Below are 16,265 nucleotides of genomic sequence, written 5' to 3' on the forward strand. Positions count from 1 at the left end.
CGCAGCCTGGACCGGAACTCGCGCATGCGAGTGGGCCGCGTTCCAGGAGATGTCGAGATGAGCAGTGCCCCGAGCTTCGCGGAGCTCGGCCTCGCGCCGGAGTTGCTCCGCGCGGTGGCTGACTCCGGCTACACCCACCCCACCCCGATCCAGGCCCAGGCGATTCCCGTCGTTCTCGCGGGACGCGACGTCATGGGCGGCGCCCAGACCGGCACCGGCAAGACCGCCGGATTCGCGCTTCCTATCCTGCACAAGCTCCTCGCGCACGCGAACACGAGCCCGTCGCCCGCGCGCCATCCGGTGCGGGCGCTGATCCTCGCGCCGACCCGCGAACTCGCGATCCAGGTCGAGGAGTCGGTCAAGACCTACGGCAAGCACACGAACCTGCGCTCGACCTGCGTGTTCGGCGGCGTCGACATCAAGCAGCAACTGCCGATCGTGCGCGGCGGCGTCGAGATCCTCGTGGCCACGCCGGGGCGCCTGCTCGACCACATCGAGCAGAAGAGCGTGCATCTGGGGCAGGTCGAGATCTTCGTGCTCGACGAGGCCGACCGGATGCTCGACATGGGCTTCATCCCGGACATCAAGCGCATCATGGCGCTCCTGCCCGCGACCGCGAAGCGCCAGAACCTCCTGTTCTCGGCGACGTTCTCCGCCGAGATCAAGAAGCTCGCCGACTCGCTCCTGAACCAGCCGCAGCTGATCGAGGTCGCGCGGCGCAACACCGCGGCGGAGACGGTCGCGCAGAGCGTGTACAAGTGCCCGCAGGACGCGAAGCGCGCGCTCCTCGCGCACATCGTGAAGTCGCGCGGGCTGCGCCAGGTCCTCTGCTTCGTGCGGACCAAGCACGGCGCGTCGCGCCTCGCGCGGCAGCTCGAGAAGGACGGGCTCGAAACCTCCGCCATCCACGGCGACAAGACCCAGGCCGCGCGCCTGGAGGCGCTCGCCGCGTTCAAGGAAGCGAAGCTCGAGGTGCTCGTGGCGACCGACGTCGCCGCGCGCGGCCTCGACATCGACGACCTGCCACTGGTCGTCAACTACGAGCTGCCGCACGTCCCCGAGGATTACATCCACCGCATCGGCCGCACCGGCCGCGCGGGCGCGCAGGGCGAGGCGATCTCGCTCGTCGACCCGAGCGAGACCAAGTACCTGACCGAGATCGAACGCCTGCTCAAGAAGCCGATCGCGATCGCGACCCCCGATGGGTTCGACCCCGAAGCCGCCGGACAGCGGCGCGAGCGGCCCGAGCGCCGCACGCCGGTGCGCGAGCCGCGCCCGAAGGCCGAACGCGCGGAGCGCGCGCCGAGAGGCGAACGCGCCGTGCGCGAACCGAAGGCCACACGTTCCCCCGCAGCGCCGCGCTCGACACGCGAGGCCGAGCGCGAAGCCGCGTACGCGCGCAATCCCGACCAGCCGGTGGTACGCAAGGCGGCACCCTCGCCGCAGGTTCGCTCCGAGGCGGGTCAGCGTCGCGGGTTCGGCGCGAATCGGCCGGTGCCGGCGCTGCTGATGAAGCGCCCGGCCGCGGCGCCCGCGGCCGACTCGGCCCCCGCGGTCGTGCCGGCCGCCGCATCGGAAGCCGAGAAGGCGTAACGCCGGACGAGATCCGCGGCCGACGATGCCGATGGTCGTCGTCGCGCTGTGCCGCGCGGGCTTCGAGCGCGAGGCCGCGCTCGACCTCGCCGCGATCGCGAATGCGGCGCGGCTCGCGATCCGCTGCGAAACGACGCCGGGCGAGGCGCGCGTCGTCGCGCACGTCGATGGCGACGATGCCGCGTCCTGGCATCGAGCAGCGGCCGGTCGCCCCCCGGTGTTCGTGCGGACGTCGTTCGTCGGCACCGGTCCGCACGTCCTCGCCGTCGATGGCGAGCGGCGCCCCGATCGCGTCGCCGCGCTGGTCGCCGCCTTCGACGCGCTCGCGCGCATGCCCGGTCACGAACCGCCGTGGCTCGCCCCCTGGATCGAGTACCCGGACACCAACGAGGGCAAGGCGCTCTCCCCGCTCGCGCAGATGCTCGATGCCCGTCTCGCGGCGGCCCTGCGCGAACGCGGCCTCGTGCGCGACGGCGCGGCGACACGCGCGCACGTGTCGCTCGTCGACGGCCGCCGCGCGTACGTCGGAACCTGCGCCGCCGGGCACGAGCCCAGGTGGCCGCTCGGCATCCCCCGACTGCGCATGCCGCGCGAGGCACCGTCCCGCTCGACGCTGAAGCTCGCCGAAGCGATCGCGGTGTTCCTGGGGCCACGCGAACGCGAACTCCTGCACATCGGCCAGGCGGCGGTCGACCTCGGCGCCGCACCGGGTGGCTGGACCTGGCAACTCGTCGCCCGCGGCCTCCAGGTCACCGCCGTCGACCACGGCGCGCTCTCGCCCGCGCTGGCGCGCGACGTCAACGTCGAGCACGTGCGCGCCGACGGTTTCGCGTGGCGTCCGCGGCGCCCGGTCGACTGGCTCGTCTGCGACATCGTCGAGCGGCCGTCGCGCGTCGCTTCGCTCGTCGCCGACTGGATCGCGTCGGGCGCGACCGCGCGCGCCGTCTTCAACCTGAAGCTGCCGATGAAGTCGCGCCACGACGAAGTCGCGCGTTGCGAAGCGCAGATGCGCTCGCGCTTCGAGAGCGCGGGTGTCGACGCCACGGTCGCCTTCCGGCACCTCTACCACGACCGCGAAGAGGTCACCGGTTACGTCGAGGCAGGAGGCCGCGGTCCGGGACGACGTCGCGATCGCGGTCGGCCGGCCCGCGCGACCTGAACGCGGGCCGCACGCTTCCGACTACGCGTCGTCGCCGCCGCGGTTCGCGCCAGCGCCGTCGGCGAGCGAGCCGCCAATGCGGCCGCCGGCATCGACCCACAGGTGCGGCAGCCCGAGGCCGGCGAGCCACGCCGGGCCATCGTCCTCCTTCAGCATCGCGATCGTCGCGGCGCTGCCCGCGACGACGCAGAGTTCGGCGGTCACGGACACCGCCGCGAGACCGCGCACCGGCATGCCGGTGCGCGGGTGGAGGAGGTGCCCGTAGCGCACGCCGTCGACGACGATGCACCGCTCGTAGTCGCCGCTCGACGCGAGGGCCCCGGCGCGAAGCCGCACCGACGCCAAGGCGGCACCGGCACCGTCCGGATCGCGCACGCCGATCCGCCACGGACCGCCGTCCGCGCGCGGCCCGACGATCGCGATGTCGCCACCGAGGTTCACGAGTCCGCCGGTCGCTCCCCACTCGCGCGCGAGCGCCGCCGAGCGGTCGGCGGCGTACTCCTTCACGATGCCGCCGAGGTCCAGTTCCATGCCGGGGACGGTGAAGCGCAGCGTCGGGCGCCGCCACAGGACCTTGTCCCAGCCGACGCGCGGCAGCAGCGCCGCGACGCGCGAGGGATCCGGCAGGCGGGCGCTCGCGAAGTCCCAGGCTTCGCGCAGCACCCCGGAGGTGATGTCGAAGAGGCCGCCGCTCTCGCGATGACAGGTCGCGGCGTAGTCGAGGAGACTCGCGGTCTCGTCGTCGACGTCGATCGTCCCCCCGACGGCGGCGACGCGATTGATGCCGCCGAGCACGCTCGCCGGCCGGTAGCGCGAGTGCCGCGCCTCGAGCGCTTCCACCAGCGCGACGATCGCGCCGGCGATCGATCGTGCCGCAGCGTCGTCGCCGGCGACGAGCTGGACCTCGCAGGGCGACCCCATCGCCCGGAAGGTGCTTCGGTATGCGGGAGGCAGCGTCATCGTCCGGGCGGATGCGCGTCGCCGGCACTCCGCGGCGCGCCTTCGCGCCGGCGGCGGCGCCGTGCCGTCATTCGTCGCTGATGAGCCCGAGCCGCCGGTAGATCGGCCGGATGTCGACCGCGAGGCGCGGCAGCGCGCGCAGGAACACGAGCGCGCCCAGCACGCACACGAGGCCATTGATGAGGAACGTCGCCTCGACGCCGATCCGCGCGGCGAGCGCCCCCGCGCACATGTGCCCGATCGGCGCGACTCCGAGGAACGCGAGCGTGTAGAAGCCGGCCACGCGGCCGCGCAGGCGATCCTCGACGATGGTCTGGAGGATCGAGTTCGACGACGCCGCGGCGAGGATCAGGCCCCCGCCCACCACGACCATCAGCGCGAGCGCGGGCGGCAGGACGCCGAGGTGCGAGAACGCCGCCAATGCCAGCCCGCTCGCGAGCGACGCCCCGCCGATCACGCGCCCCAGCCCCCGTACCGACGCACGCCCCGCGAGCCACGCGGTACTCGCGAACGCGCCGAGGCCGGCCGCCGCGAGCAGGAACCCCAGTGTCTGCGGACCGCCCTGGAAGCGGACCTCCGCGTAGATCGGCATCAGCGAGCTGTAGGGCGTGATCGTGAACGCCTGCGTCGCGACGAGCGCGAGGAGCGCGCGCGCGGGAGGAAATCCGATCGCGTAACGCGCGCCTTCGACGTAGCTTCGCCACCAGGATGCATCGCGCCTGCCCGCCGGTTCCGCCGGCCAGCGCATGCGCAGGAGCGACGCGAGCACGGCGAGGAACGACACGGCGTTGATCGCGAAGCACACCGCCTCGCTCGTCACCGCGAGCACCAGTCCCGCGACCGCGGGCCCGACGACGCGCGCGCCGTTCACCATCATCGAATTGAGCGCGATCGCGTTGGCGAGATCGGCGCGATCGTCGACGAAGCGGACGTAGGAGGACTGGCGCAGCACGACGTCGAAGGTCTGCACCACCGACAGGAACAACGCCAGCGCGATCAGATGGGCGACTTCGATCCTCCCCGTCCAGGCCAGGATCGCGAGCGCGGCGGCCTGCAACATCAGCAGCGACTGGGTGACGAGGAGCGCGTGCCGCTGGTCGACGCGGTCGACGAGGACGCCCGCGAACGTGCCGAGGGTGAGCATGCCGACGTTCGCGCAGAACGCGACCAGTCCCAGCAGGAACGGCGAACCGGTGAGGCGCCAGGTGAGCCAGCCCATCGCGACCTGCTGCGCCCAGGTGCCGATCAGCGAGACGCCCTGCCCGGCGAAGAACAGCCGGTAGTTGCGGTGGCGCAGCGACCGGAACGTCTGATGCGCGCGCTCGGCGAGCCGTTCGATCATCGCGACCCCGCGCACGCGGTGCCGGTCAGGTCTGGTCGTGCCCGATCCACTTCGCGACCGTGGGCGCGACGTACGCCCCGAAACGGTCGAGGAGCCGGTCCGGCTCGCGCTCGACCACCAGCATCGAGCGGTGCTCGGGCTTCAGGAACGCCGCGGCGGCGGCGGCATCGACGAAGGCGACGAGCTTGTCGTAGTAGCCGGCGGCGTTGAGGACGCCGCAGGGCTTCGCGTGCCAGCCGAGTTGGGCCCAGGTCCAGATCTCGAAGAGTTCCTCGCAGGTGCCGAGCCCGCCGGGAAGCGCGACGAACGCGTCGGCGAGCTCGGCCATCCTCGCCTTGCGCTCGTGCATCGACGCGGTGACGACGAGTTCGGTGAGTCCGCGATGCGCGAGTTCCTTCTTCATCAGCGCCTCGGGGATGACGCCGGTCACCCTCCCGCCGGCTTCGAGCGCCGCGTCGGCGACGACCCCCATCAGGCCGACCCGACCGCCGCCGGTGACGACCCCGATGCCGCGCCCGGCGAGCGCGCGGCCCATCGCCCGGGCCGCCACCGCGTACGCGGGATCGTTCCCCCGGTTCGCCCCGCAGTAGACGCAGACGCGCGCGAGCGGCATCAGAGGGAGAGCCGCTGCAACTGCTCGTCCAGCTTCGCGAGCGTGGCTTCGAAACCCGCGAGCCGCGCGCGCTCCTGCTCGACCACCGCGGCCGGAGCACGCGCGACGAATTGTTCGTTGGCGAGCTTGGCGCGTGCCTTCGACGCTTCGCCGTCGAGGCGCGCGCGCTCCTTCGACAGCCGTTCCCGCTCCGCCGCGGGATCGACCTTCACGTCGAGCATGAGCTTGAGCGTCCCGACGATCTCGACCGGGGCATCGACGTCGGGCAGCGCATCGACCATCCGGAAATCGGACAGCCGCGCGAGCGCCATCGCGAACGGCCGGAACTCGTGCACGCGCGACGCGGCGGGTCCGCCCGACACCAGCATGTCGACCTTGGCGCCCGGCGCGAGGCCCATCGCCGAGCGCAGCGAGCGCGCCGCGTTCACGATGGCCTTGAGCGAATCGACGCGCGCCGCGTCGGCCGGAAACCGGAACGCGTCGTTCGGCTTCGGGAACGGCGCGCGCGAGATCGACCCGCCGGGCTTCCCGGCGAGCGGTGCGACCTTCTGCCACAGCTCCTCGGTGATGAACGGCATGATCGGATGCGCGAGCCGCAGCGTCGCCTCGAGTTCGCGTACCAGCACCGCGCGCGTGCGCGCGGCCGCCTTCGCGTCGCCCGATCGCTCGGCTTCCGCGAGTTCCACCTTCGCGAGTTCCACGAACCAGTCGCAGTACTCGTCCCAGACGAACTCGTAGAGCGCCTTCGCCGCGAGGTCGAAGCGGTAGCCCGCGAGCGCGTCGATGACGTCCGCCTTAGCCCGCTGGACCCGTCCGAGGAGCCAGCGGTCGATGAACGACAACTCGGCGGGCACGAGGTCCCCGGCGTGCACCTCCCGGCCCTCGACGTTCATCAGCACGAAGCGCGTCGCGTTCCACAGCTTGTTGCAGAAGTTGCGGTAGCCCTCGCAGCGGTCGAGGTCGAAGTTGAGCGTGCGCCCGAAGGTCGCGAGGCTCGCGAAGGTGAAGCGCAGCGCGTCGGCGCCGAACGACGGGATGCCGTCGGGAAACTGCCTGCGCGTCCGCTTCGCGATCGACTCCGCCTGCCGCGGATCGAGCATGTTCGCGGTGCGCTTGGCCACGAGGGCCTCGAGGCCGATTCCGTCGATCAGGTCGATCGGGTCGAGCACGTTGCCCTTCGACTTCGACATCTTCTGGCCTTCCTCGTCGCGCACGATCGCGTTGATGTACACGTCGCGGAACGGGATGCGGCCGGTGAACCACGTGGTCATCATCACCATCCGGGCGACCCAGAAGAAGATGATGTCGAAACCGGTCACGAGCGTCGACGACGGCAGGAAGGTCCGCAGGTACGGGTTGGCGGCGTCCTTCTCCGGGTCGCCGGTCCAGCCGAGCGTCGAATGACACCACAGCGCCGAACTGAACCACGTGTCGAGCACGTCGGGGTCGCGCGTGAAGCTCTCCGGCTCGCGTCCGAGCGCGGCGCGCGCCTTGGCGCGCGCTTCCGCCTCGGTGCGCGCGACGTGGCAGCCGCCGGTCTCGTCGTACCACGCGGGGATCTGGTGGCCCCACCACAACTGCCGCGAGATGCACCAGTCCTGCAGGTTGCGGATCCAGTGCAGGTAGGTGGCGAGCCACTCGCCCGGGACGAAACGCAGGTGCTCGCCGCGCCCGGGACCGTCGCCGGGCAATCCACCGGCGTCGACCGCCGCGAGGCAGACGTCACGGATCGAGCACCCGGGAAAGTACGGATGGTTCGCCGGCCCGGGCTTGGTCGTCGCGACGAACCACTGGTCGGTCAGCGTCGGCTCCACCACCTCGCCGGTGCGACCGCAGCGCGGCACCACCATCCTGTGGGCCTTCTCCGAAACGACGAGGCCCAGGTGCGCGAGGTCCGCGAGCACCGCCTTGCGCGCGACGTAGCGGTCCATGCCCCGGTACTTCTCCGGCGCGTTCGCGTTGACCTTCGCCTCGAGATCGAGGATCGCGAGCACCGGCAGTCCGTGCCGCTGCCCGACCTGCCAGTCGTTGAAATCGTGCGCCGGCGTGATCTTGACCACGCCGGTGCCGAACTCGCGGTCGACGTACTCGTCGCCGATCACCGGGATGTCGCGGCCGGCGAGCGGGAGGCGCACGTTCTTCCCGATCAGGTGGCGATAGCGCTCGTCCTCCGGATGCACGGCGACCGCGGTGTCGCCGAGCATCGTCTCCGGTCGCGTCGTCGCGACGACGAGCGAACCCGAACCGTCCGCGAGCGGGTAGCTCAGTTCCCAGAGCTTCCCCTGCTCTTCCTCGCTGTCGACCTCGAGGTCCGACACGGCGGTGCCGAGTTTGGGGTCCCAGTTCACCAGCCGCTTGCCGCGGTAGATGAGGCCGTCCTCGTGCAGGCGCACGAAGGTCTCGACGACCGCGGCGGACAGGCCCTCGTCCATCGTGAACCGCTCGCGCGTCCAGTCGCCGGACGCGCCCAGGCGCCGCATCTGCCGCGTGATCGCGCCGCCGGAGGCTTCCTTCCACGACCAGACCCGCTCGACGAACGCCTCGCGCCCGAGATCGCGGCGCGTCGTGCCTTCGGCGACGAGTTGCTGCTCGACGACGATCTGGGTCGCGATGCCCGCGTGATCGGTGCCGACCTGCCAGAGCGTGTCGTCGCCGCGCATCCGGTGCCAGCGGACCAGCACGTCCATCAGCGTCTGCTGGAACGCGTGCCCCATGTGCAGCGTCCCGGTGACGTTCGGCGGCGGAAGCTGCAGGCAGTACGGAGCGGCGCCCGGTTTCAGCGACGGCGCGAACACGCCCCCCGACTCCCACAGCGGATACCACTTCGCCTCGACGGCGTGCGGTTCGAAGCTCTTCGCGAGTTCCATGGCGGCGCCGTCGATCGAGGTACGGCGGGCAAAAGGGGGGAATTTTACCAGAGCGCCGCACAAGCCCCGGAGAATCAAGTCCTTGCGCGCATGTCCGCTTGTAGGCCACCGAACACGGCGCGATGCGCGCGCCGATTTGTGGCAAGGTTCGGGGATTCGCGCCGGGGCGGCACCTCCGACCGCCCTCGGCGCGACCCCGGCCACGACGACGGAGCGCATGCAATGCCGACTTCCCAGGAAACCGACCTGAAACTCATCATGCTCGCACTGGCGGAGGTGCTCGAGCGCATCACCGAACTCCAGAACCAGAAAATCCTGGAATCGATGATGGAGGAGAAGGCGCGCGGCGTGTTCGCTCCGACGAGCATGACGGCGCTCGAACTGCGCAAGCGCGCGCGCGAGCAGGGAGCGTCCTAGTCCGGTCGCGGCCGCGGGGGGTATCTCCGCGGACCGGTGCGCCGCGTTCGTCCGCCTAACGCCCCGAACGCCAGCGATCGATCTCGCGCTCGATCGCCTCCGCGACATAGGCGCGCAGGATCTCGCCGACGTGCTGGTTGATCGCGTCGACGAGATCGGCGCTCGCGCGGTCGACGATGGGCTTCAGCCGTTCACCGAGACGCTCGCGCAGGCCGGCATCGGTGAACATGTCGATCCGCTGCAGCACCTGCATGCGGATCTCCTCGGCGAGCGCTTCGCGCTCGGCTCCGGTCGGAACGTCGCGCTGGCCCGACGAACCGGGCACCACGCCCGCCTCGCCGGGTTCGGGCGGCTGTGCGGGATGCGTACCGGATTCGACGTCTCCGGTCGGCGTGTCGATCGGCGCCGCCACCGGCAACGGACGCTGACCGCCGTCGGTTGCGTCGGTCCCGGGAGCGCGAGCGGCGGCCTGTTCGACCAACGCGGGCCCGACCGCAAGTGGTTCGAAACGCCCCTCAGCCGGATCCACCCTGCGAATGGTGACGTCGGGATCGATCGGTTCGGGAAGGAAGTCCTCGATGTCGGGCGTCGGCTCGACCCGCCACGCGGCGGAAGAACTCCCGGACATTCCCGAAGGTCGCTCCGCGCGAACCTCGGGCATCGCCGGCGGCACCAGCACCACCGAAGGCGGCGACACGCCGAAGACGCTCTCTTCGCCGGCAGGCTGCTCCAGCCAGTCGGACGGCTCCCCTTCGTCGATCGCGGGGGCCGCCACCTCGATCTCGTCGACCGCTTCGGTCAGCACCGGAAATTCGTCGTCGTCCGCAGCGACCGCGTCCTCGAGCAGCGGGATGTCCTCGTCGGCCGCGGCTGCGTGGCGCTCGGCGACCGGCATTTCGATCGCAGGTGGAGTCGAAACCGATGCGTCGACCGGCGACTCGGCGGGTGGCCTCGGGAGCGGACCGACGATGCGCGGTCCGGGGTCGATGACCGGCGCAGCGGCATGCCGCACCGGGGGTTCAGGCGCCGCGGGCAGCGACGTCGCGCGCGCGGACTCCTGGCGATTGCGGCGCATCAGCGCGTCGGCCTGCTCGAGCAGTTCGCGCGCCGTCGGCATCGTCAGGTACGTTCGCCCACCGCGTGGTGGGCCATCGCGTAGCCGTGGTCGCGGTAGAACTTCCAGCGGCGCCGACCGGCCTCGGCGAGCGCGGTTTCGCGGCCCACGACGTCGGCCAGGCGCTCGAAACGGCTGAAGAACGGCGGCGGTTCGGGATGCAGGTTGACGAGCACGCAGGCCGGTCCGTCGTGCTCGAGGCGCTCGTCGACGAGAACCGGCGTCTCGGCCGCGAGCGGACTTCCCAACCGGCAATGCGGCACGAAGGCCGTCGCCGGCACCGTCCACAGGCGCCGGTCGAGCGCATCGGTCGTCGCACGGTCGGGCGTCAGCACGCGCACGAAGCCGTGCTGCTTCCATGCCTTCGCGACGAGGCGCGCCGCGACGTCGATCGCGTCGTCCGCGCCGGTGTAGAAATCGATCGACGTCATCGTCCGGCGCGGTCGGTCAGGTGGCCCCGGCTTCCCCGCCGAGAAGCCAGGTCACGAGGAGCGGCACCGGGCGGCCGGTCGCGCCCTTCTCCTTGCCCTCGCGCCAGGCGACGCCGGCGATGTCGAGGTGCGCCCAGTCGTACTTGCGCGCGAACTTCGAGAGGAAGCAGGCCGCGGTGATGCTGCCTCCCGCGCGGCCGGCGACGTTGGCGAAGTCGGCGAAGTTGCTCTCGAGCCCTTCGTGGTAGTCGTCCCACAGCGGCATCGGCCAGGCGCGATCGTGGGCGTCCTCGCCGGCCGCGACCAGCGCGCGCGACAGCGTGTCGCTGTTGCTGAACACGCCGCAAGCCACGTGGCCGAGCGCGACCACCATCGCGCCGGTCAAGGTCGCGATGTCGATGACCGCCTCGGGTTCGAAACGCTCGGCGTAGGTGAGCGCATCGGCGAGAATCAACCGTCCCTCGGCGTCGGTGTTGAGCACTTCGATCGTCTGGCCGGACATGCTCTTCACGATGTCGCCGGGTTTGGTCGCGCTGCCCGACGGCATGTTCTCGCAGGTCGGGATCAGGCCGACCAGATCGACCGCCGGCCCGAGTTCCGCGACGGCGCGGAACACCCCGAGCACCGAGGCCGCGCCGCCCATGTCGAACTTCATCTGGTCCATGTCGGGCGCGGGCTTGATCGAGATGCCGCCGGTGTCGAAGGTGATGCCCTTGCCGACGATCACGACCGGTTTCGACTTCTTCGGCGCGTTGCGGTACTCGAGGACGATGAAGCGCGGCGGTTCCGCGCTCCCGCGGGAGACCGAGAGGAACGAGCCCATGCCGAGCGCCTCGATCGCCTCCTTCCCGAGCACCTCGACCTTGACGGCGGGGAACTCCGACGCGAGCTTCTCCGCCGCCTCGCCCAGGTAAGTCGGCGTGCACACGTTGCCCGGCAGGTTGCCGAGGTCGCGCGCGAACTCGACGCCGTGGGCGATGGCGAGTCCGCGCGCGACGGACCGCTCGCCCGCGGCGAGGTCGGAGCGCTGCGGCACCGACAGCGTGAGCTTGCGCAACGGCCGGCGCACCTCGGCCGGCTCGCTCTTCATCTGGTCGAACCGGTAGACCGCCTCCATCGCGACACAGACGGCGTGCTCGACGCGCCAGGCCACCTCGCGGCGCTTGACCTTCTCCTCGGTCAGGTAGACGACGGCCTCGTAGGATCCGGTCTCGTTCAGCAGTTTCACCGCGGCGAGGACCGCCTTGCGGAACTCGCGGTCGCGGAAGTCGCGTTCCTTGCCGAGCCCGACCAGCAGCACCCGATCGGCGAGCGTCCCGCGAACGTTGTGGAGGAGCAGCGTCGAGCCGAGCTTGCCCTCCATGTCGCCGCGCCGGATGATCTCGCCGATGTATCCGTTCGACGCCCGGTCGACGAGTTCCGCCGACAGCGACAGTTTCCGGTTGTCGAACACGCCGACGACGACGCAGGCGCTCCGCTGCTTCTCGGGGCTGCCGCTTTTTATGGTAAATTCCATCGATCGTCCTTCGATTCCCGCAATCGGGCCCTTGGCACACATTATTGCCGTTAGGGCCGTTTCGGCGCATTATCGACAAATGCCGGCGAAAAAGTCAAAACTTTTCCCGCCGTCATGATCTTCCGCCGCACGCTCGTCCGCGAGCTCACGGCCACGGCGATCGGCCTGTCGATCGTCCTGGTCGCCATCCTGTTCACCAACCTCGTGCTGCGCCTGCTCGCCCGGGCGGCCGGCGGGGCGGTGGCGCCCGACGGCATCCTGGCGCTGCTCGGGTTCAACGCGCTCTATTACCTGAACGTGCTGCTGGCGGTCGCGCTGTTCCTGACCGTGCTGCTCACGCTGTCGCGCTGGTACCGCGACAGCGAGATGATCGTCTGGATGGCCTCGGGCCAGTCGATGACGGCGCTGCTGAAACCGGTCCTCTGGTTCTCCGCGCCGTTCCTGGTCGCGATCCTCGTCCTCTCGCTGTTCCTGTCGCCCTGGGCGGAACGGCGCAAGCTCGAGTTCGAACGCCAGCTCGAGTCGCGCGACGAACTCGCGTTCGTCACGCCGGGCCTGTTCCGCGAGTTCTCGCGTGCGAAGCTCGTCGTGTTCCTCGAGAGCATCAACACCTTCGACGGGACGATCCGCGGCGTCTTCCTGCACTCGATCGACGACGACAAGCCGGCGACGACCGTCGCGCGCGCGGCCCGCCTCGCCGAGGGGACCGACGGCGCGCGCTACGTCGTGCTCGAGGACGGACGGCGCTACGAGGGCACGCCGGGCAGCCCGGAGTTCCGGATCATCGAGTTCGAACGGCTGGGCCGCGTGATCGAGCCTGCCGTGGCGCGCGCGATCCCGATCACGCGCAAGACGATCCCGACCGAGGTGCTGTTCACGAGCGACGGCGCGTTCGAGCGCGGCGAGCTCTTCTGGCGCGTCTCGGTGCCGGTGCTCGCGCTGATGCTGACGCTGCTCGCGATCCCGCTCTCGAACGTCAACCCGAGGCTCGGCCGCTCGTTCAACCTCGTCGCGGCGGCGTTCCTCTACATGCTCTACACGAACTGCCTCAACATCGTGCAGAGCCTGATCGCGCAGGGCAGGCTCGACTTCTGGATCGGGCTCGTCGTGCCGCACGCGATCGCGCTCTTCGTGGTCGTGGTGCTGTTCCGGCACCAGATGTCGGTGTTCGGACTGTTCCGCAGGCCGCCGCCACCGGGACCGCCGGCGTCCGTCGGAGCCTGACGTGCGCACGCTCACGCGCTACATCGGCCGGGACGTCCTCTTCGCGACGCTCGCGGTGTTCGCCGCGCTGCTGTCGCTGTTCGCGTTCTTCGACCTGGTCAACGAGCTGTCCGACGTCGGCAAGGGCGGCTACACGATCTCGAGCGCGATGGTCTACGTGGCGCTGCACCTCCCGTCGCGCGTATACGAGCTCTTCCCGGTCGCGGCCCTGATCGGAACGTTGTTCGGGCTCGCGCAGCTCGTCGCGAATTCCGAGTACACGGTGATGCGCGCCTCCGGCGCGTCGCTGTGGGGGGTCGGCTGGGCGGTGGTGCGCGTGGGGATCCCGCTCGCGGTCCTCACCTTCCTCGCCGGCGAGTTCGTCGCGCCGCCCGCGGAGCGCCTGGCGCAGACGCTCCGGGTCGCCGCGAAAGGCGAGAGCTCGCGCGTCTTCGCGCAGCAGTTCGCGTCGGGGTTCTGGTTCCGGCAGGACCGCATGTTCGTCAACATCCGCACGGTCCTCGCCGACCTCACGCTCTCCGGCGTGCGCATCTACGAGTTCGACGACGCGATGCGGCTCACCGCGGCGCGCGCCGCCGAGAGCGGCCGCTTCGTCGCGGATGGCCGCTGGGAGCTCACCAACGTCGAGTCGACGGAGATCGAAGGCGACCGCGCCCGCGCCACGACCGCGGCGACCTGGACCTGGCACACGGTGCTGCGCCCGTCGCTCCTGACCGTCTACCAGGTCGCGCCCGAGCGTCTCGAACTCGCGACGCTGTGGGACAACATCCGCGTGCTGGGCGCGGGCGGCGCCGCGAAGACCAGCCGGTTCGAGATCGCGTTCTGGAACAAGATCTTCTATCCGTTCGCCGTGCTGGCGATGATGATCGTCGCGCTGCCGTTCGCGCATTTCCAGCGGCGCCAGGGCGGCGTCGGCTTCCGGATGTTCACCGGAACCATGCTCGGCCTCGCGTTCTTCCTGATCGGCCGCCTGTTCTCGAGCCTCGGCGTGCTGAACGACTGGCCGCCGCTGGTCTCGGCGGTCCTGCCGCTCCTGATCTTCGGGGGCGTCGCAGTCGGCATGCTCGTGTGGATCGAGCGGCGGTGAATCCGGGTCAGGGCCGCCGTTCTCGCGACAGCCCGCGAGAATGACGGCCTCAGCCGGACCGCGCGGACCCGGATGCAAAGGGCCCCGCAGCGCGGGGGCCTTCACGTTGCGGCTGGGGCGCCTTACGCGGCTTCCGGCGCCGGAGGCGTCACGTTCGCGTACTTGTGCTGGCGCTCGCCCTTCGTCGTGAAGCTGACGGTGCCGTCGACGAGCGCGTAGAGCGTGTGGTCCTTGCCGATGCCGACGTTGGCGCCCGGGTGGAGCTTCGTCCCGCGCTGGCGCACGATGATGCCGCCGGCGCGGATCGCCTCGCCGCCGTACACCTTCGTGCCGAGCATCTTCGGATTGGAGTCGCGGCCGTTGCGCGAGCTGCCGCCTGCCTTCTTGTGTGCCATGGTGTCCTCCTCAGCCGACGATGGCGTCGATCTCGAGCTCGGTGTAGCCCTGACGATGCCCCTGATGCTTCTGGTAGTGCTTGCGCCGGCGCATCTTGAAGATCTTCACCTTCTCGCCGCGTCCGTGCGCGAGCACGGTCGCCTTCACCGAGGCGCCGGCGAGCGTGGGTTGGCCGAGTCGGACGCTTTCGCCTTCGCCGACCATCAACACCTGGTCGAGAATCACTTCCGCGCCCACGTCCGCCGGTATCTGTTCTACCTTGAGTTTGTCGCCGGCGACGACGCGATACTGCTTGCCGCCGGTTTTTACGACCGCGTACATGGTTGGCTCCGGGTTGGTGCTGGAGGGGTTTCCCGCGCGGGCCTCGCAGGCCGATTGCGGAAAGCCTTGAATTATAGCGCCTTTCGGGAGAGGCTGTCAAAACGGGTCGTCCCGCCGCCGCCGCGGCGCCGCGGGCGCGGCGCCGCGGCGTCCGCGTCGGCTACAATCCGCCCGGCCCGTGTCCCGTCCGGCGCGGCCCATGGCCACGCGCCGCTCGCCGCCCTTCCGAAGCCCCGGCCTTGCTCCCCGACTTCCTGAAAGCCTCGATCGGCGCCGACATGGCGCGCGTGGACACGGTCCTGCGGCAGGGCCTCGCCTCCGAGGTCGTGCTGATCCGCCAGATCGCCGAGTACATCGTCGGCGGCGGCGGCAAGCGACTGCGTCCCGCCCTGCTCCTGCTCGCGGCGAGGGCCTGCGGCGACCCCGGCGGCCATCGCCACGTGCTCGCGGCGGTCGTCGAGATGATCCACACCGCGACGCTGCTCCACGACGACGTCGTCGACGAATCGTCGCAGCGGCGCGGCCGCGCGACCGCCAACGCCGCGTTCGGCAACGCGGCCTCCGTGCTCGTCGGCGACTTCCTCTATTCGCGCGCGTTCCAGTTGATGGTCGGCCTCTCGTCGATGCGCGTGCTCGAGATCCTGTCCGAGGCGACCAACGTCATCGCCGAAGGCGAGGTGCTGCAACTGATGCACGCCGGCGACGCCACGCTCGACGAGGCCGGCTATCTCGAGGTGATCCGCCGCAAGACCGCGAAGCTCTTCGAGGCGTCCGCCCGCCTGGGGGCGGTGCTCGGCCGGCACGACTCGACGCGGGAGGAGGCGTTCGCGAGCTACGGCCGGCACCTCGGCAGCGCGTTCCAGATCATGGACGACGTGCTCGACTACACCGGCGACGCGCAGGCGATCGGCAAGAATCTCGGCGACGACCTCGCCGAGGGCAAGATGACGCTGCCGCTGATCCGCGCGCTCGAGATCGGATCGGCCGAGGTCCGTTCCCGCATCCGGCACGCGATCGAAGGCGGCGGGCGCATCGACGATTTCGCGCAGGTGTCGGCGGCCCTCGACGAGGCGGGCGCGATCGCCTACGCGCGCGAGTGCGCCCGGCGCGAGGCGCAGGTCGCTGCCGAGGCGCTCGCTCCCTGGGCCGGCGAACCGGACGTCGGGACTCTGATACAATTGGCGACTTTCTCGGCGGATCGAACGAACTGACGCGATCCGCCTGG

At 70.7% G+C, this 16,265-nt stretch carries 15 protein-coding genes; 6 read left to right on the plus strand and 9 right to left on the minus strand.

Features of this window, described 5'->3' with window-relative positions; translation table 11 throughout:
* Positions 1 to 57: 57 nt before the first annotated feature.
* The gene (locus tag HS109_14200; GenBank protein MBE7523522.1) at positions 58 to 1,593 is read left to right on the plus strand and encodes a DEAD/DEAH box helicase; all 1,536 of its coding nucleotides are present in this window, start codon (positions 58 to 60) and stop codon (positions 1,591 to 1,593) included.
* Positions 1,594 to 1,618: 25 nt separating this feature from the next.
* A complete protein-coding gene (gene rlmM / locus HS109_14205) occupies positions 1,619 to 2,752 on the plus strand; it encodes a 23S rRNA (cytidine(2498)-2'-O)-methyltransferase RlmM (protein ID MBE7523523.1) in 1,134 nt (377 codons plus the stop codon).
* Between the two features lie 21 nt (positions 2,753 to 2,773).
* Here the strand turns inward: rlmM and HS109_14210 are convergent, their stop codons facing one another.
* The 4 genes from HS109_14210 to HS109_14225 form a co-directional block, all read right to left on the minus strand.
* Positions 2,774 to 3,712 carry an FAD:protein FMN transferase gene (locus HS109_14210; GenBank protein ID MBE7523524.1) on the minus strand — a complete coding sequence of 313 codons (939 nt, stop codon included), beginning with the start codon at positions 3,710 to 3,712 and terminating at the stop codon, positions 2,774 to 2,776.
* Positions 3,713 to 3,779: 67 nt separating this feature from the next.
* On the minus strand, positions 3,780 to 5,069 hold the full coding sequence (locus HS109_14215) for an MFS transporter (protein ID MBE7523525.1): 1,290 nt from the start codon (positions 5,067 to 5,069) through the stop codon (positions 3,780 to 3,782).
* A 10-nt stretch (positions 5,070 to 5,079) separates the two neighbouring features.
* Complete coding sequence (locus HS109_14220) at positions 5,080 to 5,667, minus strand: TIGR00730 family Rossman fold protein (protein MBE7523526.1); 588 nt, start codon at positions 5,665 to 5,667, stop codon at positions 5,080 to 5,082.
* Entirely contained in the window at positions 5,667 to 8,534 is a 2,868-nt protein-coding gene (locus tag HS109_14225) for a valine--tRNA ligase (protein ID MBE7523527.1), read from the minus strand. Before HS109_14225 ends, HS109_14220 begins: the two co-directional genes overlap by 1 nt.
* A gap of 222 nt (positions 8,535 to 8,756) precedes the next feature.
* Here HS109_14225 and HS109_14230 point away from each other — a divergent pair, with 222 nt between their 5' ends.
* On the plus strand, positions 8,757 to 8,951 hold the full coding sequence (locus HS109_14230) for a hypothetical protein (protein MBE7523528.1): 195 nt from the start codon (positions 8,757 to 8,759) through the stop codon (positions 8,949 to 8,951).
* Between the two features lie 55 nt (positions 8,952 to 9,006).
* Here the strand turns inward: HS109_14230 and HS109_14235 are convergent, their stop codons facing one another.
* From HS109_14235 to HS109_14245, 3 genes are read right to left on the minus strand one after another with little or no spacing between them, the layout of a single operon-like run.
* Positions 9,007 to 10,068, minus strand: coding sequence for a hypothetical protein (locus HS109_14235; protein ID MBE7523529.1), 1,062 nt, complete (start codon positions 10,066 to 10,068; stop codon positions 9,007 to 9,009).
* Positions 10,069 to 10,070: 2 nt separating this feature from the next.
* Complete coding sequence (locus tag HS109_14240) at positions 10,071 to 10,496, minus strand: DNA polymerase III subunit chi (GenBank protein ID MBE7523530.1); 426 nt, start codon at positions 10,494 to 10,496, stop codon at positions 10,071 to 10,073.
* A gap of 16 nt (positions 10,497 to 10,512) precedes the next feature.
* Positions 10,513 to 12,012: a leucyl aminopeptidase gene (locus tag HS109_14245; GenBank protein ID MBE7523531.1), complete on the minus strand. Its 1,500-nt coding sequence runs from the start codon at positions 12,010 to 12,012 to the stop codon at positions 10,513 to 10,515.
* A 114-nt stretch (positions 12,013 to 12,126) separates the two neighbouring features.
* Here HS109_14245 and lptF point away from each other — a divergent pair, with 114 nt between their 5' ends.
* Positions 12,127 to 13,236, plus strand: a complete 1,110-nt coding sequence (gene lptF, locus HS109_14250) for an LPS export ABC transporter permease LptF (protein ID MBE7523532.1) — start codon at positions 12,127 to 12,129, stop codon at positions 13,234 to 13,236.
* Between the two features lies 1 nt (position 13,237).
* Positions 13,238 to 14,323 carry an LPS export ABC transporter permease LptG gene (gene lptG / locus HS109_14255; protein MBE7523533.1) on the plus strand — a complete coding sequence of 362 codons (1,086 nt, stop codon included), beginning with the start codon at positions 13,238 to 13,240 and terminating at the stop codon, positions 14,321 to 14,323.
* A 122-nt stretch (positions 14,324 to 14,445) separates the two neighbouring features.
* Here lptG and rpmA read toward each other — a convergent pair whose 3' ends face one another.
* Both rpmA and rplU read right to left on the minus strand, forming a co-directional pair.
* Positions 14,446 to 14,718, minus strand: a complete 273-nt coding sequence (gene rpmA, locus HS109_14260; protein MBE7523534.1) for a 50S ribosomal protein L27 — start codon at positions 14,716 to 14,718, stop codon at positions 14,446 to 14,448.
* Between the two features lie 10 nt (positions 14,719 to 14,728).
* On the minus strand, positions 14,729 to 15,040 hold the full coding sequence (gene rplU / locus HS109_14265; GenBank protein ID MBE7523535.1) for a 50S ribosomal protein L21: 312 nt from the start codon (positions 15,038 to 15,040) through the stop codon (positions 14,729 to 14,731).
* 278 nt (positions 15,041 to 15,318) lie between these two features.
* On the opposite strand from rplU, the gene HS109_14270 reads away from it, so the two are divergent.
* Positions 15,319 to 16,251, plus strand: coding sequence for a polyprenyl synthetase family protein (locus HS109_14270; GenBank protein ID MBE7523536.1), 933 nt, complete (start codon positions 15,319 to 15,321; stop codon positions 16,249 to 16,251).
* The last annotated feature ends 14 nt before the right edge of the window (positions 16,252 to 16,265 follow it).

The sequence above is a fragment of the Burkholderiales bacterium genome (assembly GCA_015075645.1).
Classification (GTDB): Bacteria; Pseudomonadota; Gammaproteobacteria; order Burkholderiales; family Casimicrobiaceae; genus VBCG01.

Bases quoted from the DNA above. Each gene is read 5' to 3' on its own strand.
- HS109_14200 (MBE7523522.1), top strand. From the start codon at position 58: ATGAGCAGTGCCCCGAGCTTCGCGGAGCTCGGCCTCGCGCCGGAGTTG.
- rlmM (MBE7523523.1), top strand. From the start codon at position 1,619: ATGCCGATGGTCGTCGTCGCGCTGTGCCGCGCGGGCTTCGAGCGCGAG.
- HS109_14210 (MBE7523524.1), bottom strand. From the start codon at position 3,712: ATGACGCTGCCTCCCGCATACCGAAGCACCTTCCGGGCGATGGGGTCG.
- HS109_14220 (MBE7523526.1), bottom strand. From the start codon at position 5,667: ATGCCGCTCGCGCGCGTCTGCGTCTACTGCGGGGCGAACCGGGGGAAC.
- HS109_14225 (MBE7523527.1), bottom strand. From the start codon at position 8,534: ATGGAACTCGCGAAGAGCTTCGAACCGCACGCCGTCGAGGCGAAGTGG.
- HS109_14230 (MBE7523528.1), top strand. From the start codon at position 8,757: ATGCCGACTTCCCAGGAAACCGACCTGAAACTCATCATGCTCGCACTG.
- HS109_14235 (MBE7523529.1), bottom strand. From the start codon at position 10,068: ATGCCGACGGCGCGCGAACTGCTCGAGCAGGCCGACGCGCTGATGCGC.
- HS109_14240 (MBE7523530.1), bottom strand. From the start codon at position 10,496: ATGACGTCGATCGATTTCTACACCGGCGCGGACGACGCGATCGACGTC.
- HS109_14245 (MBE7523531.1), bottom strand. From the start codon at position 12,012: ATGGAATTTACCATAAAAAGCGGCAGCCCCGAGAAGCAGCGGAGCGCC.
- lptF (MBE7523532.1), top strand. From the start codon at position 12,127: ATGATCTTCCGCCGCACGCTCGTCCGCGAGCTCACGGCCACGGCGATC.
- rpmA (MBE7523534.1), bottom strand. From the start codon at position 14,718: ATGGCACACAAGAAGGCAGGCGGCAGCTCGCGCAACGGCCGCGACTCC.
- rplU (MBE7523535.1), bottom strand. From the start codon at position 15,040: ATGTACGCGGTCGTAAAAACCGGCGGCAAGCAGTATCGCGTCGTCGCC.
- HS109_14270 (MBE7523536.1), top strand. From the start codon at position 15,319: ATGGCGCGCGTGGACACGGTCCTGCGGCAGGGCCTCGCCTCCGAGGTC.